This is a genomic window from Alphaproteobacteria bacterium, from assembly GCA_040905865.1.
Classification (GTDB): domain Bacteria; phylum Pseudomonadota; class Alphaproteobacteria; order UBA8366.
In genome coordinates, this window is sequence record JBBDQU010000054.1 from 1 (window position 1) to 23,085 (window position 23,085).

The 23,085-nt window shown below is 63.4% G+C and carries 26 protein-coding genes and 1 tRNA gene; 15 read left to right on the plus strand and 12 right to left on the minus strand.

The features are described 5' to 3' along the window. Nucleotides 1-103: 103 nt before the first annotated feature. Complete coding sequence (locus WD767_11710; protein ID MEX2616751.1) at nucleotides 104-487, minus strand: DUF4168 domain-containing protein; 384 nt, start codon at nucleotides 485-487, stop codon at nucleotides 104-106. Nucleotides 488-673: 186 nt separating this feature from the next. Here WD767_11710 and WD767_11715 point away from each other — a divergent pair, with 186 nt between their 5' ends. Next, the gene (locus WD767_11715) at nucleotides 674-1,312 is read left to right on the plus strand and encodes an RNA polymerase sigma factor (protein MEX2616752.1); all 639 of its coding nucleotides are present in this window, start codon (nucleotides 674-676) and stop codon (nucleotides 1,310-1,312) included. Beyond that, nucleotides 1,309-2,277: a hypothetical protein gene (locus WD767_11720; GenBank protein MEX2616753.1), complete on the plus strand. Its 969-nt coding sequence runs from the start codon at nucleotides 1,309-1,311 to the stop codon at nucleotides 2,275-2,277. The genes WD767_11715 and WD767_11720 overlap by 4 nt, the downstream gene beginning before the upstream one ends. 196 nt (nucleotides 2,278-2,473) lie before the next feature. Here WD767_11720 and WD767_11725 read toward each other — a convergent pair. Together WD767_11725 and WD767_11730 are read right to left on the minus strand one after the other, a co-directional pair. Further along, nucleotides 2,474-2,563: transfer RNA gene (locus WD767_11725), tRNA-Ser, on the minus strand. A gap of 285 nt (nucleotides 2,564-2,848) precedes the next feature. Further along, the gene (locus WD767_11730) at nucleotides 2,849-3,232 is read right to left on the minus strand and encodes a Rap1a/Tai family immunity protein (GenBank protein MEX2616754.1); all 384 of its coding nucleotides are present in this window, start codon (nucleotides 3,230-3,232) and stop codon (nucleotides 2,849-2,851) included. A gap of 106 nt (nucleotides 3,233-3,338) precedes the next feature. On the opposite strand from WD767_11730, the gene WD767_11735 reads away from it, so the two are divergent. The 12 genes from WD767_11735 to WD767_11790 all read left to right on the plus strand — a co-directional run bounded on the left by WD767_11735 (nucleotide 3,339) and on the right by WD767_11790 (nucleotide 15,201). After that, entirely contained in the window at nucleotides 3,339-4,226 is an 888-nt protein-coding gene (locus tag WD767_11735; protein ID MEX2616755.1) for a hypothetical protein, read from the plus strand. 140 nt (nucleotides 4,227-4,366) lie between these two features. Further along, the gene (locus WD767_11740; GenBank protein ID MEX2616756.1) at nucleotides 4,367-5,215 is read left to right on the plus strand and encodes an SDR family oxidoreductase; all 849 of its coding nucleotides are present in this window, start codon (nucleotides 4,367-4,369) and stop codon (nucleotides 5,213-5,215) included. 25 nt (nucleotides 5,216-5,240) lie between these two features. Continuing rightward, complete coding sequence (locus WD767_11745) at nucleotides 5,241-6,110, plus strand: DMT family transporter (GenBank protein ID MEX2616757.1); 870 nt, start codon at nucleotides 5,241-5,243, stop codon at nucleotides 6,108-6,110. Beyond that, nucleotides 6,107-7,009, plus strand: a complete 903-nt coding sequence (locus WD767_11750; protein ID MEX2616758.1) for a DMT family transporter — start codon at nucleotides 6,107-6,109, stop codon at nucleotides 7,007-7,009. Before WD767_11745 ends, WD767_11750 begins: the two co-directional genes overlap by 4 nt. A gap of 86 nt (nucleotides 7,010-7,095) precedes the next feature. Next, nucleotides 7,096-8,073 (plus strand): lytic murein transglycosylase, encoded by a 978-nt coding sequence (locus WD767_11755; protein MEX2616759.1) that lies wholly within the window; start codon nucleotides 7,096-7,098, stop codon nucleotides 8,071-8,073. Nucleotide 8,074: 1 nt separating this feature from the next. Continuing rightward, nucleotides 8,075-9,082: a septal ring lytic transglycosylase RlpA family protein gene (locus WD767_11760; GenBank protein MEX2616760.1), complete on the plus strand. Its 1,008-nt coding sequence runs from the start codon at nucleotides 8,075-8,077 to the stop codon at nucleotides 9,080-9,082. Between the two features lie 80 nt (nucleotides 9,083-9,162). Continuing rightward, nucleotides 9,163-10,302, plus strand: a complete 1,140-nt coding sequence (locus WD767_11765) for a D-alanyl-D-alanine carboxypeptidase family protein (GenBank protein ID MEX2616761.1) — start codon at nucleotides 9,163-9,165, stop codon at nucleotides 10,300-10,302. 1 nt (nucleotide 10,303) lies between these two features. Continuing rightward, nucleotides 10,304-10,966: a dTMP kinase gene (tmk, locus tag WD767_11770; protein ID MEX2616762.1), complete on the plus strand. Its 663-nt coding sequence runs from the start codon at nucleotides 10,304-10,306 to the stop codon at nucleotides 10,964-10,966. Continuing rightward, nucleotides 10,963-12,066 (plus strand): DNA polymerase III subunit delta', encoded by a 1,104-nt coding sequence (locus WD767_11775; protein MEX2616763.1) that lies wholly within the window; start codon nucleotides 10,963-10,965, stop codon nucleotides 12,064-12,066. The genes tmk and WD767_11775 overlap by 4 nt, the downstream gene beginning before the upstream one ends. A gap of 21 nt (nucleotides 12,067-12,087) precedes the next feature. After that, nucleotides 12,088-13,635, plus strand: a complete 1,548-nt coding sequence (gene metG, locus WD767_11780) for a methionine--tRNA ligase (GenBank protein ID MEX2616764.1) — start codon at nucleotides 12,088-12,090, stop codon at nucleotides 13,633-13,635. 1 nt (nucleotide 13,636) lies between these two features. Then, nucleotides 13,637-14,419 carry a TatD family hydrolase gene (locus WD767_11785; GenBank protein ID MEX2616765.1) on the plus strand — a complete coding sequence of 261 codons (783 nt, stop codon included), beginning with the start codon at nucleotides 13,637-13,639 and terminating at the stop codon, nucleotides 14,417-14,419. A gap of 2 nt (nucleotides 14,420-14,421) precedes the next feature. Further along, complete coding sequence (locus tag WD767_11790; protein MEX2616766.1) at nucleotides 14,422-15,201, plus strand: MBL fold metallo-hydrolase; 780 nt, start codon at nucleotides 14,422-14,424, stop codon at nucleotides 15,199-15,201. A 114-nt stretch (nucleotides 15,202-15,315) separates the two neighbouring features. Here the strand turns inward: WD767_11790 and WD767_11795 are convergent, their stop codons facing one another. The 7 genes from WD767_11795 to WD767_11825 are packed head-to-tail and all read right to left on the minus strand — an operon-like array spanning nucleotide 15,316 to nucleotide 19,281. Then, the gene (locus WD767_11795) at nucleotides 15,316-15,705 is read right to left on the minus strand and encodes an NUDIX domain-containing protein (protein MEX2616767.1); all 390 of its coding nucleotides are present in this window, start codon (nucleotides 15,703-15,705) and stop codon (nucleotides 15,316-15,318) included. Beyond that, nucleotides 15,684-15,806, minus strand: a complete 123-nt coding sequence (locus WD767_11800) for a hypothetical protein (protein MEX2616768.1) — start codon at nucleotides 15,804-15,806, stop codon at nucleotides 15,684-15,686. Before WD767_11800 ends, WD767_11795 begins: the two co-directional genes overlap by 22 nt. A 28-nt stretch (nucleotides 15,807-15,834) precedes the next feature. After that, nucleotides 15,835-16,719, minus strand: a complete 885-nt coding sequence (locus WD767_11805) for a bifunctional helix-turn-helix domain-containing protein/methylated-DNA--[protein]-cysteine S-methyltransferase (protein MEX2616769.1) — start codon at nucleotides 16,717-16,719, stop codon at nucleotides 15,835-15,837. A 22-nt stretch (nucleotides 16,720-16,741) separates the two neighbouring features. Then, the gene (locus WD767_11810; protein MEX2616770.1) at nucleotides 16,742-17,269 is read right to left on the minus strand and encodes a GNAT family N-acetyltransferase; all 528 of its coding nucleotides are present in this window, start codon (nucleotides 17,267-17,269) and stop codon (nucleotides 16,742-16,744) included. 2 nt (nucleotides 17,270-17,271) lie between these two features. Continuing rightward, nucleotides 17,272-18,228 carry a threonine dehydratase gene (locus WD767_11815; GenBank protein ID MEX2616771.1) on the minus strand — a complete coding sequence of 319 codons (957 nt, stop codon included), beginning with the start codon at nucleotides 18,226-18,228 and terminating at the stop codon, nucleotides 17,272-17,274. Nucleotides 18,229-18,256: 28 nt separating this feature from the next. Further along, complete coding sequence (locus WD767_11820; GenBank protein MEX2616772.1) at nucleotides 18,257-19,048, minus strand: PhzF family phenazine biosynthesis protein; 792 nt, start codon at nucleotides 19,046-19,048, stop codon at nucleotides 18,257-18,259. After that, complete coding sequence (locus tag WD767_11825) at nucleotides 19,045-19,281, minus strand: DUF1127 domain-containing protein (GenBank protein ID MEX2616773.1); 237 nt, start codon at nucleotides 19,279-19,281, stop codon at nucleotides 19,045-19,047. The genes WD767_11820 and WD767_11825 overlap by 4 nt, the downstream gene beginning before the upstream one ends. Before the next feature lie 93 nt (nucleotides 19,282-19,374). Between WD767_11825 and WD767_11830 the strand changes: the two genes are divergently transcribed. Beyond that, nucleotides 19,375-20,763, plus strand: coding sequence for a PLP-dependent aminotransferase family protein (locus tag WD767_11830; GenBank protein ID MEX2616774.1), 1,389 nt, complete (start codon nucleotides 19,375-19,377; stop codon nucleotides 20,761-20,763). Nucleotides 20,764-20,775: 12 nt separating this feature from the next. Here WD767_11830 and thiD read toward each other — a convergent pair whose 3' ends face one another. Beyond that, on the minus strand, nucleotides 20,776-21,579 hold the full coding sequence (gene thiD, locus WD767_11835; protein ID MEX2616775.1) for a bifunctional hydroxymethylpyrimidine kinase/phosphomethylpyrimidine kinase: 804 nt from the start codon (nucleotides 21,577-21,579) through the stop codon (nucleotides 20,776-20,778). Nucleotides 21,580-21,581: 2 nt separating this feature from the next. After that, complete coding sequence (glmM, locus tag WD767_11840) at nucleotides 21,582-22,934, minus strand: phosphoglucosamine mutase (protein ID MEX2616776.1); 1,353 nt, start codon at nucleotides 22,932-22,934, stop codon at nucleotides 21,582-21,584. Between the last annotated feature and the right edge of the window lie 151 nt (nucleotides 22,935-23,085).

Below are 23,085 nucleotides of genomic sequence, written 5' to 3' on the forward strand. Positions count from 1 at the left end.
CGCATTGAATCACAAACCCCTCACCAAAGGCGAGGGGTTTGTCAGCGGTCTGAGGTGCGGGAATCTAACCCGCACCTTTTAACGATCAGCAGACAGAACGGCTTTATTGAGCCAGTTCCATATATCGTTGCCGGACTTGCGGATCGGCCTGAATAAGGTTTGCGATCTGGTTGTATTCCTGAACGCTCAAATCCGTTTCCTGAACGGCCTCGACCATCTGCTCATTGGCCTGCTGCTGCAGGGACTGAATTTTCTCCTGGGACTCGACGCCTTGCGCCTGCCTCTGGAACTGTGCCTGAACTTCTCCGATCGCAGCCTGAGCCTTGGCAAACTCCTGCAACTGCTCGGTGGTGACATTCACCTGCTGCTGTTGCTGACCTTGCGGCGGCACACTGCGATCCTGCGCATTGGCGACAGCGGACACGCCGCCCGTCAGCAAGCCGATGGCGGCGGTCGTCGCAAGAATTCTGTTTTTCAGTGAAAGCATGTCGATAGCTCCATTTGTTATTGGATTGTATTCGCCTTCCTGTGACAGGGGAGCGGTGAAAAAAGTTCCAACTTTTTTCTACGGCACGTCCAGTAAGCCAGGTCAGATCGTGTTACTGTCTTAATAGCGATATGCGTTCCGGGCATTTCGCGCGCATGTTTCATTTCGTGCGACGCCGTCTTGCATATGAATGTCGCATTTTTTTGGAACTTTTCTGACACGGCCGCTGTCTTACCGTTTTGCAGGGGTAAAGGCGTCTGGGATTTTATGAAGCAGAGCCAGAATGAACGCCGGGAAATCAACTGGATGATCGCGCGGGAAATTCCGGCGTTACGCCGTTATGCCCGGATCCTGATGCGTGGTACCGGGGACAAGGACGATCTGGTGCAGGATACGCTGGAGCGCGCCATCAGGAAAAGCCACACATGGCGGCGCGAGGGCAGCATCAGAAGCTGGCTGTACCGTGTGCAGTATACCGTCTTTCTGAACCGCTATCGAAAGCAGGCGAACCTGAAAGAGGTGGCTGCGGAAAACATGAGCCAAAGCCCGGCCATGACGGTAAACGCATCGCAGGATGCGAAACTGGAATGCAACAGGATATTAAAAGCACTGGAATATCTGAAGCCACGGCATAGAGAGGTTTTGTTGCTGGTCGCTGTCGAAGGGTTTTCCTATGATCAGGCGGCGCGGATCATGGATATACCGGTCGGTACGGTGCGCTCCCGACTGGCGCGGGCCAGGGAAGATTTGCGCGCCGAAATGAAAAACACGGCGTTACGCAATCATGATCAAAAGACACAGACCTCTGTGAAGGTAACATCATGACAATCACAAACGACAACATACAGCCCCTGGAGATTATCGATGAGCGCGATCTGCACGCCTATGTGGACGGGCTTCTGGACGATCGGCGCGCCCGCAAGGTGGAGGAGTATTTGAAACGCCACCCGGAAAAAGCGGCGGAAGTGCGGGACTATATCGAATATGACAAGCTGCTGCGCAAGGCTTGCGAGGATGAAACCGATGCGGCTGTGCCACAGCGTTTGTTGTCCATCCTTGGCCGACCGGCGGGAAGTATGTTGCCTGCGGTGAGCAGGATTGCCGCCGTTGTCGTTCTTTGCGTCCTGTCGGCCGGAGGCGGATGGCTGGGCGCTTATCAGAGTGGCGGCGTTGTCTCCAAAGAAGACGGCATGGTGCGTAATTTCCTGAATCAGGTTGCTGCGAATACCGAACCGCCTTTTGAGGCAATGCCTGTTCAAAAACTGGAAATCAATGCCGAAACGCAGACCGATCCTCTCAACTGGCTGACACAGAAAGTGGCGCTGGAAATGCAGGCGCCGAATCTCTCGCCGGCCGGGTATTCGCTGGAGCAGCGGCGCCTGGTCACACGCGGATCGCAGAAATTTGTCGAGCTCAAATATACCGATTCATCCGGCGCTGCGATCAGGCTCTACGTGAAAACCCGCTGGGAAAAAGACGCGCCAACCATCGAGTTTGCGCAGGAAGCAGACCAGTCCATTGCGTACTGGCAGGAAGGACCGCTGGTTTACGCGCTCTCCGGCGCGCTTGACCGTCGCCTCGCCGTAAAAATTGCCGAGATGGTACGCACCTCCATGACCGATGTTCCGGACACGTCGCCGCAGGTGCAGGATGTGCAGATTATGGCGCCACAACCCGTACAGCCCTTGCTACCCGTGCAACCCGTGCAGCAACCGAAAACGGATTACGACGCTCAGTCCGTCAGCCCGATCGCCCCGCAAAAAACGAATGCGGTCGACAGGCAGTATTAACGGTTGAAGAATCGCGCTTTTTTGAAAACTTCGGCAACAGGTCGCTGAACAACACCTCGCAATTGCGAGGCGGATACTGGATCGCCAGAAGCGGTCCCAACCAAACACGTCGTGATGCCGCCATAATGCGGATCGTCGGCAACCTTTCGCGCAGCCGTTCGCGCGGACGCCGCACCCGGGCCGGACATATGGAAACTGGCGGATGGGGTGGGATTCGAACCCACGAAGAGCGTAAACCCTTGCCGGTTTTCAAGACCGGTCCCTTCAACCACTCGGGCACCCATCCGCGACGGGGGCGTGCATATCACGATTGCGGCAGGGCGTTACAGCCCCTTTGCGAATTATCATTCATTTAGCCGTTATTGATTTAGATCAGGGTGGCCTCTCTGGTCCTCCCTATGTTCGCCGTGCCGGAGCAGGGGAAAGAAAAGGCGCAGGCCAAACCAGTACGACCTTGACGGAGCCGCCCGTCATATCTTGCTGGAAGACGAAATCCTAAAAAATTGCAGCAAGTTCATATTTTTATCGATATTATCTCAAGCAATAGATTAAAAAAACTTGCGGTAGCGGGTCATTTGACGCCGGGGGTCTTCAGGTAATTGGCGCAGGGATAGCGGCTGTTCAGTGCCGCCATGACAATTTCGGGAAATGACATGCTCGAGGCGTCGTTGACGGTGTTCGCCCAATGCATGAACACCCGGCGCCCTTCGTCAATCGTCAGGGTCCGGGGCGGGCAGATAACCCGCCTGTCCGGGTCCTGCCGCGACATTTCCACATGCGCGTTCATCAGCGCGGTCACGACCGTACCGCAGGTTGCCTGGCTATTCGCATTCGGCGACCGGCACAGGTCGATAAAATTGCCGCCCAGCATGTTGGTCGGTTCCTGCGCCGCCACAGGTGCAATCCACACGAAGCAAACCGTGAAAATCGCTGCAATCGTTACCGCACTGGTCATGGCCCGCACCTCTTCCGGTAAAAGGTCCGATACAAGGGATTATACAGGTCTCCTTTGCATAGGCTACCATGACGGCGTTCGATCGCGTAGTGGAAGGATCGCACCGGTGCGTAATACCTTCAGGGACCTGCTCCAGGTCGTGCATGATTATCTGAACGATCCCGAAACGCGATGGCCCATCGCCGGCATGGCCGGCCCATCGGCGACGCAGGGGGAAAATCCGGAAACGCGACTTGACTATACGGGCGGCCAGGTTCTGACGGCGCGCGGCGCCATGCGCATCGCCCTGCCGTCGAACACAAGGCTGGCGCCGTGCGAGGCGCCAAGCGACGACGGGCTGTGGGTCCAGGCGTCGCTGCTGTGCCTGCCGGCCGACGAGGCGGCGATGGCGGAACGACCGGGCCTGACCGAACTGGGCTTCGACCTGCTGGCTGCCCGCCCCGAGGACCGGCTCGGCGTTCTGTTCGATCTCGGCACCGGGCCACCCGAAGCCGAATTCTGCGTGCGTACGGCGGACCCCGGGCTGCTGGAGTTCCTGAAAAGCCGGATCGGCCGCGACCCGTCGTCGTCCCCGGACATTATGGATACCATCCGGGAGGCGCGCGCGGACCGTGTCGTACAGTCGCGGCTGGGCCGGATCGAATCCTTCGGTACGGCGCCGACGCCGGTCGAACATATGGACCGCTTCTCGCCGCCTGAAGGCTGGCGTTCGGGACTGGCATTCATTTCGCCACAGCGTATGGCGGATGGGAAAATGGACCGGGCCACATTCGAAACCTTCCGCATCCTGCAGAACAGTTTCGCCGACCCGGCCCTCGCGCGGTTCCGGCAATCGGTGTGCGCGGCGGTCCGCGCCGGCGCGGCGCCGGACAGCCTGCCTGACAGCGACGCGCCGCATCCCGATGCCTTGCGCCTGACCCTGCGGCAGATGGAATACACCGACGGGCCGTCGGCAAGCCTGGCCGCCTGGCGCGCCGTGTATGATAGCTCCTGAGGACCGCAGCGGATATTTCCCGTGAGCCGGGGCGGGGGCTATCCTATGCCGGGGCAACGTGGTTTGCTCAGCGGCGGTTTTCAGATACATCGGCACAGGCTGACGCCCCGCAATAACAGAAATAGAGTCCAGGAATCCTCATGAGCACCATGAACGAACAGCCGGAAAAGCAGTTATTCGCCGAATCGATGGGCGACGGTCCGGCCCTGGGGCGTCTGAAGGGACGCCGTATCCTCATCGTCGGCGCGGGCCAGCGCGGCGATACGTCCAGCACCAGCCTGCTCGGCAACGGGCGCGCCATCAGCCGCGTGTTCGGTCGCGAGGGCGCCCATGTGGCCTGCGCGGACATGAACGCGGAAGCCGCCGCCGCGATCGCGCGGGAAATCACCGATGCGGGCGGCAAGGCGACGCCGGTGACCGCGGATGTCGCGATCCCCGAGGACGTGACCCGCATGGTGGCCGAAGCGGCGGACGCCATGGGCGGTATGGACGGCATCGTGCTCAATGTCGGGATCAGCGGCACGCCGGCCGGGCTGCAGGGGCAGACCGTGGAACGCTGGGACCGCGCCTTCGCCATCAACCTGCGCAGCCATATGCTGACCTGCCAGGCGGCGTTCCCGATCCTGGCGCCCGGATCGTCGATCATCTTCATTTCCTCCGCCGCCGCTATCCGGCCGGGCGGCATGAAGCCGGATTACGACACCTCCAAGGCGGCGCTGGGCGGGCTGATGCGCCATGTCGCCATGGAAGGCGAACCCAGGGGATTCCGCGCCAATGTGCTGCTGCTCGGCATGGTCGACACGCCGATGGGCGCGGCCGCTTCGGCGGCGAACCCGAACCGGTCGAAACGCTGGATACCCTACGGGCGACAGGCGACCGCCTGGGAAACCGGCAATACCGCACTCTTCCTGATGTCGCATGAGGCGTCTTATGTGAACGGCCACATCCTGGTCATGGATGGCGGCCGCACCACGATTCGCAACACGTGATTTCCGCCATACGGGTATCCGTCTGATGGCGGGAACGCCCCTGACCGCGTCCGTGCGCGGTATCCTGTGCATGGTTGCGGGGATGGCCCTGCTGACCCTGAATAACGCGTTTCTCAAAACGCTCACGCTGGACTATCCGCCGGGCCAGCTTGTCGCACTGCGCGCCGCCTTTGTCTTCATTCCCATTGCCCTCCTGGCCTGGCATGCGGGCGGCTGGCGCAGCCTGCGCATCAACAACTACGGCGGCCAGTCTATCCGCGCGGGATTCCTGGTCGTTACCCAGTTCCTGATGGTTACCAGTATCGCGCTGCTGCCGCTGGCGGACGTGACGGCGCTTACCTTTTCCGGGCCCCTGGTGATTACGGCGCTGGCGCCGGCGATCCTTGGCGAGCATGTCGGCTGGCGTCGCTGGACGGCCGTCGCCGTCGGTTTTGCCGGCGTGCTGATCATGCTGCGGCCCGACCCGGAAATTTTTCGGATTGCGGCGTTGCTGCCGCTGGCGGCGGCGGTCAGCGGTGCGCTGCGGGACCTTGTCACCCGGCGGATCAGCACCGGCGAATCATCGACGGCGATTCTGTGCTTCTCCACAACCGCGGTCCTGCTGTTCGGGTTGCTGACCCTGCCATTTGCCAGCGCGCCGCTCGATTACGCCGACCTGCCGGTCCTGGCGCTGGCGGGATGCCTGCAGGGCGCCGCACATTTTATTCTGATAGAAGCATTCCGGCATGGCGAAGCGGCCGTTGTCGCGCCGTTCAAATATACGGCGCTGCCCTGCGCCACGGTGTATGGTTTCGTGATGTTCGGCCATGTACCCGATATGTGGATCGTCATCGGCTCGCTGCCCGTCGTCGCGAGCGGCCTTTACATCCTGCATCGGGAGCGCAGGCGGAGATGATCGAGCCGGGAAAATACCGCATCAATTCCGGCCGTGGCATTGCCTGCATGGTCGGCGGCATGGGGGTCCTTACCGCCAGCGACGCCGTCGTGAAATGGCTCACGGCTGGCTATCCGACAGGCGAGATCATCTTCGTGCGCGGGCTGTTCGTCCTGATACCGATCCTGCTGATATGCCTGCGTTCCGGCGGCGGGCTTGCCGGGCTTCGCGTGGTGAATGTCAGGGGGCAGGTGCTGCGCGCCGTGATGTTCATCGTTTCGGTCTTCTGTTTCCTGACCGGGCTGCGCTACAATCCGCTCGCGCTCAATGTCGCCATCGCCTTCGCCAATCCGCTGTTCATTACCGCGTTGGCGCCGGCGATGCTGGGCGAACATGTCGGCTGGCGGCGCTGGTGCGCCGTACTTGCCGGTTTTGCCGGCGTCCTGATCATCGTCCAGCCCTATGGCGATGTTCTCAACATATATGCCCTGCTGCCGCTCGGCGCCGCGGCGGCCGGCGCCTTCCGCGATATCGTGACCCGGCAGATCAGCCCGACGGATTCATCCGCGTCCATGCTGTTCTGGTCGACAGCCGCCGTCAGCCTCGCCGGCCTGCTCACCATCGCCGGCGGCAACTGGCAGGCGCCGCCGCTGTCCGATTTCGGCTGGATGGTCCTGACCGGCGTCATGTCGGGTATCGCGCATTACCTCCTGATCGAGGCCTTCGTCGTCGCCGAAGCGGCGCTGGTGGCGCCGTTTCGCTATTCCGCCCTGCTGTGGGGCGTCGCGCTGGGCTATATCCTGTGGGATGAATTGCCGGCGGTACACGACTGGATCGGAATCACCCTGCTTGTCGGCAGCGGCCTGTATATCATTCACCGCCAGGCGACGTTACGCAAAGCCGCGCCCAGCAAGGGCTGACGGCGCTCCGCAAGGGCCGGTTGCGGCAAAATGGCCGTTATGGCAGAAACGGGCAATCCTTTCACCCTTGCCGTCCTGGAGTTTGCATGCCCATTCAGCGATTGATGTGTCTGGCCGCCGTTCTCTCCCTGTTCGCCACGGGGGCGCCGGTGGTGGCGGCGGAACAGGCGTTTGGCGCATGGCTTCAGGCGTTGCGTGCCGAGGCGAGCAGCAAGGGTATATCCGAGGCCACGCTGAAGGCCGCGCTGGATAACATCGCGCCCATTCCGCGGGTTGTCGAACTGGACCGCAAGCAGCCGGAATTCTCCCTGACCTTCGAGGAATACCAGCAGCGCGTGGTGCCCGACACCAGGGTGCAGAAGGGGCGGGAGAAACTCGCCGAAAACCGGGAACTCCTGATGGAAGTCAGCCGGAAATACGGCGTACAGCCGCAATACATCGTCGCGTTCTGGGGCATCGAAACCGATTTCGGGCGTGTCACCGGCGGGTTCCAGGTTATCCCCGCCCTGGCGACGCTGGCGCATGACGGCCGCCGCAGCGCGTTTTTCCGCAAGGAACTGCTGCTGGCCCTGAAAATTGTCGATGACGGCCATATCAGCGCCGATGCCATGATCGGATCCTGGGCCGGCGCCATGGGGCAGGCCCAGTTCATGCCGTCCAGCTTTGTCGGATATGCGGTCGATTACAATGCCGACGGAAAAAAGGACATCTGGAACACCAGGGCGGATGTTTTCGGATCGGCGGCGAACTACCTGTCCCGCTATGGCTGGCGCGGCGATGAGCGCTGGGGGCGGGAGGTGAAACTGCCCGAAGGGTTCGACACCGGCCTGGTCGGGGAGGATACCCGGAAGACGGTCGCCGAATGGTCCTCGCTGGGGGTGACCCTGCCGGACGGCACGGCGCTGCCGGACGCAACGCTGGAGGCCTCTATAATCCAGCCTGCAAAGGAAGGCGGGCCTGCCTATTTCGCCTACAACAATTATCGCGTTATCCTGAAATGGAACCGCAGCCATTATTTCGCAATCGCCGTGGGTCGGCTCGCCGACCGGATTGCGGGAAGCTGACGTGCCGGACGCCGCCGCCTTCCGCCTTCGCTTCAGGATCGTGGCTGCCGTCCTGATCCTTTTGTTCGCCGGCGCCTGCGCGGAAACCCAATTCGTGATTTCGGGCGCCAAGCGCTTGTCCGGATTGACGGACGGTCCGGATTCCAGGGTCGGGAAGGGGCACTACAAGATCGGCAATCCGTACCAGATCGCCCAAGTCTGGTACTATCCGAAAGTGGATTACCGCTATTCGGAAACCGGCATCGCCTCATGGTACGGACCGAATTTCGATGGCAAACCGACCGCCAACGGCGAAATCTTCGACATGAACCAGGTCACGGCGGCGCACCGGACCCTGCCGCTACCCAGCATCGTCCGGGTCACCAATCTCAGCAACGGCCGGTCGATCAAGGTTCGGGTCAACGACCGGGGTCCCTTCGCACATGGCCGGATCATCGACCTGTCGCGCCGATCGGCGCAATTGCTCGGCTTTGAAATGCAGGGCACAGCCAAGGTGGAGGTGACATTGCTGGAGGCTGAAAGCCGTCAGGTCGCGGCTGAGTATGGCCAGAAGAACGACGTGCCGGAAATGCAGGCACAGGCGCCGCCGCCGGTAGCCGCGCCACGGGTCGCGGTGACCAGCGCGTCGCTTGCGCCGCCGCCCGGGACCTACGCCGCGCCGCCGCCGAACAGCAATCATGCGATTGTCCCGGTGCAGGATGCACCGGCGCGCGCACTCCGTCAGCAAGCCGTTGCGCCGGTCGTCAGTGAGGAAGTGACAATCGTTCCGGTCAGTAGCGGAAACCGGATTTACGTGCAGGCGGGTGCATTCGGCCGGTTTGACAACGCCAACCGCATGCGGGCAATCCTGTCTCCCATCGGCAACGTCCGGATCCACCAGGTCGAAAATCTGGACCGGCCGCTTTTCCGGGTGCGATTCGGCCCCCTGCAATCGGTCGAGGAAGCCGATAAAATGCTGGAGGCGGTCCTGCGGTCGGGACAGCGGAACGCGCGGATCGTCGTCGATTAGGCAGGCGCCACATTGGCGGCAATTTTCCTGCTAACCGGAAAGCCATTGTTTGCGAATATGGAAGACTACGGGAGTATGCAATGTCGTTTAAGCGAATAGCGTCGGTCCTGGCCGCCATACTGGCCCTGACCCTGGGGGCCGGTTCGGCGCAAGCCATCGATACCGGTGCGCGGCAGGCCATTCTGGTCGATTACGAAACCGGCAACGTTCTCTACAGCAAGGCCGCCGACGAGGTCATGTATCCCGCATCCATGACCAAAATGATGACGATCTACATGCTGTTCGAACGTTTGAAGAACGGCAGCCTCTCGCTTGAGGACACCTTCAGCGTCAGCGAGTACGCCTGGCGCAAGGGCGGTTCCAAGATGTTCGTCATGGTCAACGACCGGGTGAAGGTCGAAGAGCTGATCCGGGGCATCGTCGTGCAGTCGGGCAACGATGCGACGATTGTCGTCGCCGAAGGTCTGGCGGGCAGCGAGGAAGCGTTCGCGGAACAGATGACCCTAAAGGCGCGGGAACTGGGCATGAGCCAGACGACCTACCGCAACGCCAGCGGCTGGCCGGATCCGGAACAGGTCACCTCCGCCGCCGATCTGGCGACGCTGGCCATTGCGACAATCCGGAACTTTCCCGATTATTATCATTATTATTCAGAACTTTCATATACTTATAATGAAATCAAGCAAAGCAACCGTAACCCGTTGCTGTACAAGGATGTCGGCGCGGACGGGCTGAAAACCGGTCATACGGAAGCGTCCGGATACGGTCTTGCAGCCTCCGCACTCCGCAATGGCCGCCGGCTTGTCGTCGTGGTCAATGGCTATGATTCCGAGCGCGCAAGGGCGGCGGGCAGCGAGCGTCTGCTCGATTGGGGATTCCGGGAATTCGAAAATTATGCGCTGTTCAAGGAAGGCGAAAAGATCGTCGACGCGCAGGTCTGGCTGGGCGAAGCGAAAACCGTACCGGCCATTGTCGGCAGATCGCTGGTCATGACGATACCGCGCAAGGCCCGCCCGCAGATGAAGGCGACGGTCCGATACGATGAGCCGATACCGGCGCCGATCGCCGCCGGTGCGCAGATCGGCACGGTGGAAATATCCGCGCCCGGGATCGAACCCGTAACCCTGCCGCTGCTGGCCGGGGCGGAAGTCATGCAACTCGGACCGGTCGGCCGGCTCGGCGAAGCATTGCAGCATCTGGTCTGGGGCGGCGGTAATTGACATGGCGGACGCCGGCAGGACGCCCCGCCCAGGCCGCTTCATAACGCTGGAGGGCGGGGAAGGGGCCGGCAAATCGACCCAGCGCGATTTGCTGGTCGCCCTGCTGCGCGAGGCCGGGCACACCGTCATCGCGACGCGCGAACCGGGCGGATCCCCCGGCGCGGAACAAATCCGGCGGTTGCTGGTCGAAGGCGGCACGGGGCGCTGGGAGCCGATGACCGAGGCCCTGTTGCATATGGCGGCGCGGCGCGACCATATCGAACGGGTGATCCGTCCGGCGCTGGACCGCGGCGACTGGGTCGTCTCGGACCGGTTTACCGATTCCACCATTGCCTATCAGGGCTACGGCCACGGACTGGGACGCGACGCGGTCGAGCGCCTGGCCGCGGCGGCGCGGATCGACCTGAGCCCGGATGTGACGCTGATCCTGGATATTCCCGTCGAGGACGGCCTGTCCCGCACAATCGGACGCGCCGGGGCAGAAGACCGCTACGAACGGATGGGCCAGGTTTTTCACGCCAGTCTCCGTGCCGGATTCCTGGCCATAGCCGCCGACGATCCTGGCCGTTGCGTCGTGATCGACGCGGCGGAATCGCTCGATGCCGTCGCGACGGCGATCCGTCGGGCGGTCGCCGCGCGCCTGCCGGAAGCCCTCTCCGCATGAGTAACGAAGACGAAGAAGTCATCGCGCCGCGCAAGAACCCGCTGTTCCGGGGCAACGAGTCGGCGGAGGCAACCCTTTATCGAGCCGCGCAATCCGCGCGGATGGCGCATGCATGGCTGATCGCCGGACCGCGCGGTATCGGCAAGGCGACACTGGCGTACCGGTTTGCGCGCCACCTGCTCGCGGGGCCCGTCGCGGCGGAGGCGGGACTGTTCGGCGACGTTCCGGCGGCGGACCTGTCGCTCGATCCGGAACACCCGGTATTCCGGCGCGTCGCTTCCGGCGGGCATGCCGACCTGCTGACGGTCGAGCGCAGCATCAATCCGCAGTCCAAGAAGTTGCGCACGGAAATCGTCGTCGACGATGTTCGCGCCGCAACCGGCTTCCTGCACCGCACCGCCAGCGAAGGCGGCTGGCGGGTCGTCATCGTGGATACGGCGGACGAAATGAACCGGGCGGCGGCCAACGCCTTGCTGAAGATCCTGGAGGAACCGCCCCCCGCAACGGTCTTCCTGCTGGTCACCCACGCGCCGGGGCGGCTGCTGCCGACGATCCGGTCGCGCTGCCGGACCCTGACCCTGCAGCCCCTGCCATCGGCAACCGTGCTGGAACTGCTGGGGCAGTATCGTCCCGAATTGTCGGCGGAAGACGCGGCCGCGCTGACGGGGCTGAGCGAGGGTAGCATCGGCGCCGCGATGGACCTTGCCGAGGCGGGCGGGCTGGACCTGTACCGCGACATGGTCCGCCTGCTGGCGGCGCTTCCGCGCCTGGATATCCCGGGAGTGCACGCGCTGGGCGACCGGTTGAGCCGCGCGAACGCCGCGGAAGCCTTCGAGACTTTCGGCCGGCTGCTGCAGGACTGGCTGTCGCGTATCGTGCGCGAGGGCGCGCAGGGCCGGCTGCCGTCCGAAATCGTCCCCGGCGAACGCGAAGCCTTCGCCGCCATGACCGCGCAGGCCAACCTTGCACAAATACTGGAGGTATGGGAAAAGGTCAGCCGTCTTTTCACGCAGGCCGATCATGCGAATCTCGACCGGAAACAGGTACTGATCGCCGCTTTTCTGGCCCTGCAGGCGACCGTGAACCCCGAAACCGTTTAGCCGGACACCGAAAGTGGCCCCATGCCGCAGACCTATTACATCACGACCCCGATCTATTACGTCAACGATTCACCCCATATCGGCCACGCCTATACGACGCTGGCCTGTGACGTGCTGGCGCGCTTCATGCGGCTGGACGGTTATGACGTTCATTTCCTGACCGGAACCGATGAGCACGGGCAGAAGGTGGAAAAGGCCGCGGCGGATGCCGGCGTATCGCCGCAGGCCTTCACCGACCGCGTTTCCGAAACCTTCCGCGCGCTGCCCGGCGCGCTCAATTTTTCGAATGACGATTTCATCCGGACCACGGAGGACCGCCATACCAGGGCGGTGCAAGCGATCTGGCGGCAACTGGAAAAAAACGGCCATATCTATCTCGGCTCCTATGCCGGCTGGTACGCGGTGCGCGACGAGGCCTTCTACGCCGAATCCGAACTGACCAAGCGGCCGGACGGCAGCCGCGTTGCGCCATCCGGGGCGGTGGTCGATTGGGTCGAGGAACCGAGCTATTTTTTCAAACTCTCCGCGTGGCAGGAACCGCTGCTGAAATTTTACGCGGAAAATCCCGGATTCATCGCACCCGAGTCGCGCCGCAACGAGGTCGTCAGCTTCGTCAGAAGCGGGTTGCGGGACCTTTCCATATCGCGGACGACCTTCAACTGGGGCGTGCCAGTGCCGGGCGACGACGCCCACATCATGTATGTCTGGCTCGACGCGCTGACCAACTACATCACCGCTGTAGGATATCCTGACACCGGGTCCGATCTGTTCAAGAAGTTCTGGCCGGCCGACCTGCACATGGTCGGCAAGGATATCCTGCGCTTTCACGCGGTTTACTGGCCGGCCTTCCTGATGGCCGCCGGACTGGCGCCGCCGAAGCGCGTCTTCGCCCATGGCTGGTGGACCAATGAAGGCGAGAAGATTTCCAAGTCGACCGGCAATGTGATCGACCCGCACCAGCTCATCGAAACCTACGGGCTCGATCCGGTGCGCTATTTCCTGATGCGCGAGGTGCCGTTCGGCAATGACGGCGATTTCTCGCACCAGGCGATGATGCACCGGATGAATGGCGACCTGGCCAACGACCTCGGCAACCTGTGCCAGCGGGTGCTGTCGATGGTGGCGAAGAATTGCGGCAATGCGGTGCCGACGCCCGGCGAACTCACCGGGGACGACACGAAAATACTCGCCAGCGCGGCGGCGCTGCTCGACACCCTGCGCCAGTCGATGCGGGACCAGACCTTCCATCTGGCGCTGACAGGCATCTGGGAAGTGATCGGCGACGCCAACCGCTATGTGGATTCCCAGGCGCCCTGGGCGTTGCGCAAGACCGACCCGGCGCGGATGGAAACGGTGCTTTATGTGCTGGCGGAAACGATTCGCCGGCTGACGCTGTACGTGCAGCCCTTCATGCCGGAATCGACGGGAAAAATTCTCGACCAGCTGGCCGTGCCGGCGGAGTGCCGCAATTTCACCAGCCTTGAATCGGCCCTGCAACCCGGTACGGCATTGCCGAAACCGGCGCCGGTATTCCCGCGTTACGTCGAAGAAGCAGCAGCGGAGGGATAGGGTGCTCGTCGACAGCCACTGCCACCTGAACTACCACGCGAATGACGGCGACCTGGACGAGGTGATCGCGCGGGCGCGGCGGGCAGGGGTCGGCACGATGGTGACCATCTGCACCAAGCTGCATGAATTTCCGATTGTGCGCGGGATTGCCGAAGCCAACGACAGTATCTGGTGTTCGGTCGGCGTGCACCCCCATGAGGCCGCGGGCGCGCAGGATGTCACGACCGAACAGCTTGTTGACCTGTCAGAACATCCCAAGGTCGTCGGGATCGGCGAATCCGGACTGGACTACTACTACGAACGCAGTTCACGGCGCGACCAGCAGGCCTGTTTCCGGTCGCATATCCACGCAGCGCGGCGCACCGGCCTGCCGCTGATCGTCCACGCCCGCGACGCCGATGACGACATGATGGCGATCCTCGGCGAGGAACATGCGGACGGGCCGTTTCCCGGCCTCATCCACTGCTTTACTTCCGGCCCCGAACTCGCTGAAAAAGCGCTTGCAATAGGTTTTTATATTTCCTTTTCGGGGATCGTTTCATTCAAGAACGCGCAATCCGTCCAGGCGGTCGCGCGCGACGTTCCGGCGGACCGGTTTCTGGTTGAAACCGACTCGCCCTATCTGGCGCCGGTGCCCAAGCGCGGCAAGCGCAACGAACCTGCCTATGTGACCCATGTGGCCGATGCCATCGCGACATTGCGCGCCGTGGCCCCGGCCGAGATCGCCCGGCTCTCGACCGATAACTTTTTCCGTCTTTTCAATCGCGTAACCGTTTCGGCCTGACAATGCGGGTGACCATTCTCGGCAGCGGACCATCCAGCGGCGTACCGATGATCGGCGGCAAATGGGGCAATTGCGACCCCAACGAACCGCGAAACCGCCGCGGACGATCCTCGCTGCTGATCGAATCCGGCGACGCCACCGTCCTGGTGGACACGTCGCCGGATTGCCGCGCCCAATTGCTCGATGCCGGCGTCTCGCGACTGGACGCCGTGCTTTACAGTCATGCCCATGCGGATCACAGCCACGGGATCGACGACCTTCGCTGGGTCAATATCGCCATGACGGCGCCGATTCCGGTTTTTGGCGACGCCCGTACGCTGGCGGCGCTGCAGGAACGGTTCGGTTACTGCTTTACGCCGCTGGAACGCTTCGAGGGACGGCCGCTGCATTATTACAAGCCGGTACTGGAGCCCAACGAGGTGACGGGGCCGTTCACAGTCGCCGGCCTGGCCGTTGCGCCGTTCGAGCAGCAGCACGGCAACCGCTCGAAGACGCTGGGCTTCCGTATCGGGAAGTTCGCGTATTCGACGGATGTCAGCGCGCTGGACGAGGCGGCGTTCGCGACGCTCGCGGGCATCGATACCTGGATCGTCGATGCGTTCCGGCGCGAACCGCATCCGACCCATGCGCATCTGGACCTCACGCTGCGCTGGATCGAACGCATCCGGCCGCGACATGCCGTGCTGGTCCATATGGGCGGCGACCTGGATTACAGGACGCTCTGCGCCGAACTGCCGGACGGTGTCGAACCCGGTTACGACGGTATGGTCGTTACAGTGTAAGACATTCCGCCGGTTACCGCCCCTCGGACAGCGCAATAATTTTCCATAATATAGATTATACGACAAATAGTATTATATGCGGAGCAATGCGAGGGGCCCCTGCGCCGCCGGCTTTCAGCGGATTTTCTGCAAATGCGTCAGCAACGCATAGGCGTCGTAGGAACAGAGTTTCGTTTCCGGCGCAAACAGTTCCGAACGCGTCAGAACCCGCATATCCTGCCCCTCGGTCAGCGTCAGACCGTCCAGCCGCCCGGGATCGAGCGCGATTTCAAAGAACGCGCGACGGCGCACCGGCTGGTCAAGAACCGACACGCCGAAGGCGAAGCAAAATGCCAGGTCATCGGGCGCGACGTACAGGTGCAGTTCCTCGCCCAGTTCCCGCGCCAGCGCCTCGGCCGATCCCTCGCCCGATTCCTGCGCGCCGCCGAACAGTCCCCATTGCCCCGGGCAGAATATCCCCGGCTTGTCGTCGCGCAACTGCATCAGGTAACCGTCGTCGCCCACCGTGATGAAAGCCGCCGCCGCATCCTGGGCGTCATGCGCGCGGCGCCGTCCTGCTGCGCCGGCATGGCGACATCGATCCTGATTTGCAGGTATTCAGGCACATGCTCCTCCGATTCGACCCGCAACGGATTACGCCGCCGCCTCCCGATGCGCCGCCTCCCAGCCGATCATGGCGAGCTTGCGTTCGCGGCCCCAGCGATAGCCGCCGATGGCGCCCGTCTTGCGGATCACCCGATGGCAGGGCACCAGCCAGGAGATCAGGTTGCCGCCGTTGGCGCGGCCGATGGCGCGCGCGGCGTTCGAGGTATAGCCGATCCGGCGGCCGATATCCTCATAGGTGGTCAGCCGCCCCGGCGGGATCGTCAGCAGCGCGCGCCAGACCTTCACCTGGAATTCCGTGCCGCGCAGCAGCACCCGCAGCGGCGACCCCTCGCCCGCCAGCGCCCGGCCACCCAGCCCGAACATGCGCTCGGTGAACGGCCTCGTCGCCGCAGAATCCTCCACCAGCGCCGCATTGGACCAGCCGTTCGCCAGCCAGGCCAGCGCCTCGGCGCGGGTTTCCCGCTGCGGGTCGATAAAGGCCAGCCCGCAGATCCCGCGATCCGTCACCAGCAGCAGGCATTCGCCGAACGGGCTGTCATGGTAGCCGTAGCGGATCGTCATGCCGGCGCCCCGCGCCTTGTATTCGCCCGGCGTCACCGCCTCGCAGGCGACGAACAGGTCGTGCAGCCGCCCGGGACCGGACAGCCCCGCATCATAAGCCGCATCCAGCACGCTGGCGGAGGATTCGAGGCTCTGCTTGGCGCGCTCCAGGGTCAGCTGCTGCAGGAATTTCTTGGGGCTGATCCCGACCCACCGCGTGAACAGCCGCTGGAAGTGAAACTCGCTCAGCCCCGCATGGCGGGCGATCGCGCCGAGCGAGGGCTGATCCTCGAAGTGCGCATCCACATAGGCCAGCGCGGCGGCGATCCGGTCATAATCGCGGCCGGGGCTGTATGTATCGGTTTCGGTCATGGCAATCGTTCCTGTAGAAGCCCTATCCATGCCGCAACCCTATCGCGGCGCTTGCCGCCGAACCACCCGGTTCTTGCGCCGGTTCAACCTGCCAGCCGCAGCGCGTAATACCGCGCGGATTGTCGTAATAGGCGGCGGTCTCCTCGAAGCCCATGGCGCGATACATGGCATCCGCATTCGCCATCTGATCGGGGATCGTGTCGAGCCGCAGCGCCTGATAACCGGCCGCCCGGGCGAATTCGATGGCGCTGTCGGCGAGCCGGCGGCCCATCCCCTGCCCGCGCCAGTCAGCGCGAACATAAAGCCGTTTCATTTCCGCGCCGCCATCGACCAGACGCCGTATGCCGACGCAACCGGCGGCCTGGCCATTCCCGGCACGCGCCAGGAACAGGCAACCGTCCGGCGCGGCGTAACTGCCCGGCAGAGACGCCAGTTCCGTGTCGAAATCCTGAAAACAGAGGTCGAAATACAGCGACGCCGCATATTCAGTGAACAGGGCGCGGATTTCCTCGATATCCGCCGGCGATTGCGCAACGTCGATGGTGATCAAGGCTACGCCCTTGAAAGAATGCCGTTATACACATCCATGTCGATATTCCCGCCGGACAGCACCAGCCCGACCCGCTTGCCGGCCATGGCGGATTTTTCCCGCAGCAGCGCCGCCAGCGGCACCGCGCCGGCGCCCTCGGCAAGATTATGGGTATCGGTGTAATAGGCACGTATAGCCGCCTCGATCGATTCCTCGCCGACGGTCACGACACGCGCCGCGCCCTTGCGGATAATCGCCAGCGCATCCGGATCCGTGGCGCGGCAGGCGACCCCGTCGGCGAAGGTATAGGCGCTGTTGGTGACGGTGGCCCGACCCGTTTCAAACGCCAGCGCATAGGCGGGCGCACGCTCCGAGACGACGCCGACAATATCGAGCGTCAGGCCCAGCGCATCGCGGGCGGCGATCATGCCGCAGATGCCCGAGCCCTGTCCGATCGGCACGTAAACGGTATCGAGCCCGTCAACCGCGCGCAGGAATTCCAGCGAATAGCTGGCGACGCCGCGCACCAGCAAAGGGTGAAAGGCCGGCACCATGGCCAGTCCCTTCTCCGCCGCCAGCATGACCGCATGGTCGCGCGCGGCGTCGAAATCAGGCCCGTGCACGATCAGGTCTACGCCCAGCGCCGCCATCGCCGCGTTCTTCTCGCGGCTGTTGCCTTTCGGGACGACGATGGTGGCCGCGATTCCCGCCGCCCGCGCCGCCATGCCGATGGACTGCCCGTGATTGCCCCGCGTCGCGGAAATCACCCCCGAAACGCCGCCGCGCGCGACCACGTCGCGCATATAGACGATGCCGCCGCGCACCTTGAACGCGCCGATGGGCGTGTGGTTCTCATGCTTGACCCAGACCTCGCAGCCGCATCGTTTGGACAACAGCGGCCAGTTGTGCTGCAGGGTCGGCGCCATGACGCCGTAGACCTGTTCGGCCGCCGCCTCGAGTTGCTCCAGTGTCGCCTGCATCGGGGATCCTCCTGACCCGGTGGGGGCCTCATACGGTAATCATGCCGCTCATATACAGCACGACATGGCCGGCTATTTCCACCCGTCCCGGCAGGTTCCGCCCGTAAATTTCGCCCCCGCGCGGCGACACCTGCCGTCCGAACAGCACATCCTTGCCCAGTTTTCCGGCCCAGTACGGAATCAGGGTACAATGGGCGGAGCCGGTGACAGGATCCTCGGGGACACCCGCTCCCGGCGCGAAAAACCGGGAGACAAAATCGCAGCCCGAACCGGGTGCGGTTGCGATCACGCCCAGCACGTCGATGGCCGCAACGCGATCCATATCCGGCGCCAGCGCCCGGACCTGCGCTTCGGTCTCGAAAACCGCGAACCCGTCGCGCGCGGCCAGCACCTCCAGGGGCGTCGCCCCCAGCGCCGCGCCGACATCATCCAGTCCCGGACGGGATGCCGGCGGTCGCGCCGGAAAGTTCATCGCCAGTCGCTCGCCGTCTCGCGTGACCTCAAGCCAATCCCCGATACCGGTGCGGAACCGGACAGAATCGCGCTCGGGCGCCAGCAGGTTCAGGATCACCCAGGCCGTCGCCAGTGTCGGATGCCCCGCCAGATCCATTTCGATTGTCGGCGTGAACCAGCGGATGGCGAATGAATCGCCTTCCGCGACGCAGAACGCGGTTTCCGCAAGATTGTTTTCCGCCGCGATGGATTGCATAACGGGCGCCGGCAGCCATTCATCCAGCATGCAGACCGCCGCCGGATTGCCGTGAAAGACCCGCGTCGTGAAGGCGTCGAGCTGATATACGGGAATCTGCATCGCCTTCATGCCTTCCAGAAGGGTTTCGCGGCCTCGCGGGCCGCATCCATCCTGTTCACGCCGATATCCCGCAGCAGACGCGAATCCAGCCGCGCAAGGCTGCGGCGTTCGCGGGCGCGGGCGTACCAGAGGTTACAACGTGCGTAAAGGAAGCGGATCGGCCCGATCAGGACTGCCTTGATGAAGGGAGTCCAGATTCCGGCGGTCGCTTGACATTTGGGGCCGTTTGATATTGTATGCATACAATCAGCCTTTTAGCTTCGTATTGTATAAACCTTTCGTCTAATTGTGTCATATTGTCACCCCATGAATGAGTCAAAACCTATATTGTATCCATGACAATTCAGGATATTGATCTGGCTGAAAGGCCCGGCCCGAAATACAGGGCGATTGCCGATGCGCTGGCGGCGCAGATCGCGGATGGTTCCCTTGCGGCGGGGGCGCAACTGCCCACGCATCGCGAACTCGCATGGAAGCTGGGCGTTACCGTCGGCACTGTCAGCCGCGCCTATGCGGAAATCGCGCGCCGGGGATTGCTGAGCGGCGAGATCGGGCGCGGCAGCTATGTCCGCACCGGCCCCCGCGTGGAAGATCTGCCGAGCGGCGCCGTGACGAAACCCGGCATCATCAATCTCAGCCATAATTTTCCCAGCCCCGGCGCCGAGCGGGCGGCGCTGGCACGGACGCTTGCGGAGATGGCTGCCAACCCGGACACCGCCGCCCTTCTCGATTACCAGCCGGAAGCCGGACTTGCCGCCCACCGCATGGCGGGCGCCGCCTGGATCGGCCGCCAGGGCTGGGCGGTTGATCCCGCGCGCATCGTGATTACGGCGGGGGGGCAGCATGCCATCCTGACGGTATTCGCCTCCCTCACCCGCCCCGGCGACCGGATCGTCACCGAAGCGTTGTCCTATCAGGGAATCAAGCCGGCCATCACGCAACTGGGGCTGCGCGCCGAAGGCCTGGCCATGGATGAAAACGGGCTGATCCCCAAAGCCTTCGAGCGGGCGGCGCGGTCGGGGGGAGTTCGGGCGCTCTACTGCATGCCGACGCTGCACAACCCGACAACGGCGACCCTGCCGGAAGATCGCCGGCGCGATATTGCCGCAATTGCCCTGCGGCACGGTATCGCCATTGTCGAGGACGATATTTACGGGCCGTTCCATGGAGGCCCGCCGTTGACGCCGCTGACGGCGTTTGCCGGAGAGCTGGGATATTACCTGACCAGCCTGTCGAAGACCGTCGCACCGGGGTTGCGAACCGGTTATGTCCTCGCCCCGGCCGACCGGGTCGAGAATGTCAGCACGGCTGTCAGGGCAAGTTGCTGGATGGCGCCGCCGCTGATGGCCGAAATCGCGACGCGCTGGATTACCGACGGCACCGCCGAGCGTGTGCTCGAAAGCCACAAGACCGCCGCGGCGGAACGGCAGGCGATCGCTGCCCGAATCCTGCCTGGCGCCGTATACCTGTCGCCGCCGGGCAGCCTGCACCTGTGGCTGGATCTGCCGGAGCCCTGGCGCGCGGGCGATTTCGTCGCCGCGATGCGGGATCAGGGCGTCGCCATCGCGGCAGCGGAAACCTTCGCCATCGGACGGGCCAGCGCCCCCCACGCGGTACGCGTCTGCCTGGGCACGCCGCACCGGATCGCCGACCTTGAAACGGGCCTGACGCGCATTGCCGCCGCGCTCGGCAACCCCACGGCGCCCGCGATGATGCAGGTTTAAATCGGCTTCAGTTCAGTAATTGAATTTTCCCACAGTATGGCCGTGATCCAGCGGGCCATGACCGTGCCCGTAGCCCGGCGCCTGCAGGATGGCGGTCCGGACATAGGCGCGCGATCGCGCCACCGCGTCGCGCATGCTCATCCCCTGCGCCAGTCCCGTGGCGATGGCCGACGCCATGGTGCAGCCCGTGCCATGGGTATGCGGCGTATCGATCCGGCTGTCTTCCCAGCGATGCACCTCTTTGCCGGCATACAGGACATCGCACAGGAGATTCCCCGTCAGATGCCCCCCTTTCAGCAGCACCGCCGGTGCGCCCGTTTCAGCCAGAGCCGCGGCGACGTCGGCCATGTCCCTGGCGCCATTGACCTTCATGCCGGTAAGCGCTTCGGCTTCGGGAATATTGGGGGTGACCACACTGGCCAGCGGCAACAGGCGTTCGCGCAGCGCCGTCATCGCCGCCGGCTCCAGCAGCGCGTGCCCGCCCTTGGCGAACATGACGGGATCGACGACGATCGGCAGCGTGCCGGCGCGTTCTTCCAGAACGTCGCTGACGGCCTCGATGACCGCCGAATTGTGCAGCATGCCGGTCTTTATCGCGTCGGCGCCGAGGTCGTCCAGAACCACGCGCATCTGTTCCGCGATAAATGCGGGCTCAATGCCGACCACGCCGAACACACCCTGCGTATTTTGCGCGGTCAGCGCGGTCACCGCCGTCATCGCGAAGCCGCGTAGCGCGGTGACGCTCTTGATATCCGCCTGGATTCCCGCCCCGCCGCCGGAGTCGGAGCCTGCGACGATCAGGACGCGGCCCTGCATGGTCATGCGTGGCCCGTTTCCTCGATAACGCCGATAATATCGCCGACGATGCGGGTGACAAGCGTATCGTCGTCGCCTTCGGCCATGACGCGGATCACCGGTTCGGTGCCCGACTTGCGTATGACCAGTCGGCCGCCCTTGCCGAGCGCCATTTCTCCGGTCCGGATCGCATCGATGACGCGGCTGTCCTCCAGCGGCATGCCGCCGTTGAACCGAACATTGCGCAGCAATTGCGGCACCGGCTCGAAGAGGCTGCAGACTTCGCTGACCCTGCGCCCCTCCGCCACCACGACCGCCAGCACCTGCAGCGCGGCAACCAGGCCGTCACCGGTGGTGCCGTAGTCGCTCAGGATGATATGGCCGGATTGTTCGCCGCCGACATTGAAATTCGCATTGCGCATATGCTCGACAACGTAACGGTCCCCGACCGCTGTTCGCGCCAGGGACAGGCCGATACCCGACAGGTAGCGTTCGAGACCGAGATTGGACATGACCGTCGCGACGATGCCACCGCCGCGCAGCCGTTCGCGGCCCTTCCAGGAGGTCGCGATCAGCGCCATGATCTGGTCGCCGTCCAGCACCCTTCCCGCCTCGTCGGCGACAATCATGCGGTCCGCGTCGCCGTCCAGCGCAATGCCGATATGCGCGCCGTTGAGCACCACCTGTTCACGCATCCATTCGGTGGCCGTCGCGCCGCATTTCTCGTTGATATTCGTGCCGTTCGGCTGCACGCCAATGGGAATGACGTGCGCGCCGAGTTCATAGAACACCGCCGGCGCGACCCGATACGCGGCGCCATGGGCGCAATCCACCACAATCTTCAGCCCGTCCAGCCGCAGCCCGCGCGGGAATGTTCGCTTGATGAATTCGATATAGCGCCCTGGCGCATCCTCCAGCCGCTTCGCCCTGCCCAGCCCGTCGGCCGTAGCCAGTTCCGATTCGCCGGGGCCCGTTCCCATCAGCGCCTCGATTTCGGCTTCCTCTTCGTCCGACAGCTTGTATCCGTCGGGGCCGAACAGCTTGATGCCGTTATCCTGGTACAGGTTATGCGATGCCGATATGACGACGCCGAGGTCCGCCCGCAGGGAGCGTGTCAGCATTGCGACAGCCGGTGTCGGCATCGGGCCGACAAGGTCCACATCCATGCCCATGGAGATGAAGCCCGCTGTCAGGGCCGGTTCCAGCATATATCCCGATAGCCGCGTATCCTTGCCGATGACCACGAGATGGCGGTGGTTGCCGCGCCGGAAACGCTGTCCCGCCGCCATGGCAAGACTCAAAACCGTGGATGGGGTAATCGGTTCGATATTCGCGCGGCCGCGCACGCCATCGGTACCGAACAGTTTTCGGGCCATCTGTCCCTCTATTTCCATATAGCGAAAACGCTGAGTTGAATCTCCGCGCCAGCATACAGGTGCGGCGCGGAAATTTCAGCCCCAAACGCGCTGTCAGCCAGGGTACAATCATGAATCGTTAACGTGCGAGGATTTCGGCGCGGAATGCCGG

Coding starts and splice junctions, on each gene's coding strand:
- WD767_11710 (MEX2616751.1), bottom strand. CDS start 487: ATGCTTTCACTGAAAAACAGAATTCTTGCGACGACCGCCGCCATCGGC.
- WD767_11715 (MEX2616752.1), top strand. CDS start 674: ATGAATGTCGCATTTTTTTGGAACTTTTCTGACACGGCCGCTGTCTTA.
- WD767_11720 (MEX2616753.1), top strand. CDS start 1,309: ATGACAATCACAAACGACAACATACAGCCCCTGGAGATTATCGATGAG.
- WD767_11730 (MEX2616754.1), bottom strand. CDS start 3,232: ATGACCAGTGCGGTAACGATTGCAGCGATTTTCACGGTTTGCTTCGTG.
- WD767_11740 (MEX2616756.1), top strand. CDS start 4,367: ATGAGCACCATGAACGAACAGCCGGAAAAGCAGTTATTCGCCGAATCG.
- WD767_11745 (MEX2616757.1), top strand. CDS start 5,241: ATGGCGGGAACGCCCCTGACCGCGTCCGTGCGCGGTATCCTGTGCATG.
- WD767_11750 (MEX2616758.1), top strand. CDS start 6,107: ATGATCGAGCCGGGAAAATACCGCATCAATTCCGGCCGTGGCATTGCC.
- WD767_11755 (MEX2616759.1), top strand. CDS start 7,096: ATGCCCATTCAGCGATTGATGTGTCTGGCCGCCGTTCTCTCCCTGTTC.
- WD767_11765 (MEX2616761.1), top strand. CDS start 9,163: ATGTCGTTTAAGCGAATAGCGTCGGTCCTGGCCGCCATACTGGCCCTG.
- tmk (MEX2616762.1), top strand. CDS start 10,304: ATGGCGGACGCCGGCAGGACGCCCCGCCCAGGCCGCTTCATAACGCTG.
- WD767_11775 (MEX2616763.1), top strand. CDS start 10,963: ATGAGTAACGAAGACGAAGAAGTCATCGCGCCGCGCAAGAACCCGCTG.
- metG (MEX2616764.1), top strand. CDS start 12,088: ATGCCGCAGACCTATTACATCACGACCCCGATCTATTACGTCAACGAT.
- WD767_11790 (MEX2616766.1), top strand. CDS start 14,422: ATGCGGGTGACCATTCTCGGCAGCGGACCATCCAGCGGCGTACCGATG.
- WD767_11805 (MEX2616769.1), bottom strand. CDS start 16,719: ATGACCGAAACCGATACATACAGCCCCGGCCGCGATTATGACCGGATC.
- WD767_11815 (MEX2616771.1), bottom strand. CDS start 18,228: ATGCAGGCGACACTGGAGCAACTCGAGGCGGCGGCCGAACAGGTCTAC.
- WD767_11820 (MEX2616772.1), bottom strand. CDS start 19,048: ATGAAGGCGATGCAGATTCCCGTATATCAGCTCGACGCCTTCACGACG.
- WD767_11825 (MEX2616773.1), bottom strand. CDS start 19,281: ATGCATACAATATCAAACGGCCCCAAATGTCAAGCGACCGCCGGAATC.
- WD767_11830 (MEX2616774.1), top strand. CDS start 19,375: ATGACAATTCAGGATATTGATCTGGCTGAAAGGCCCGGCCCGAAATAC.
- thiD (MEX2616775.1), bottom strand. CDS start 21,579: ATGCAGGGCCGCGTCCTGATCGTCGCAGGCTCCGACTCCGGCGGCGGG.
- glmM (MEX2616776.1), bottom strand. CDS start 22,934: ATGGCCCGAAAACTGTTCGGTACCGATGGCGTGCGCGGCCGCGCGAAT.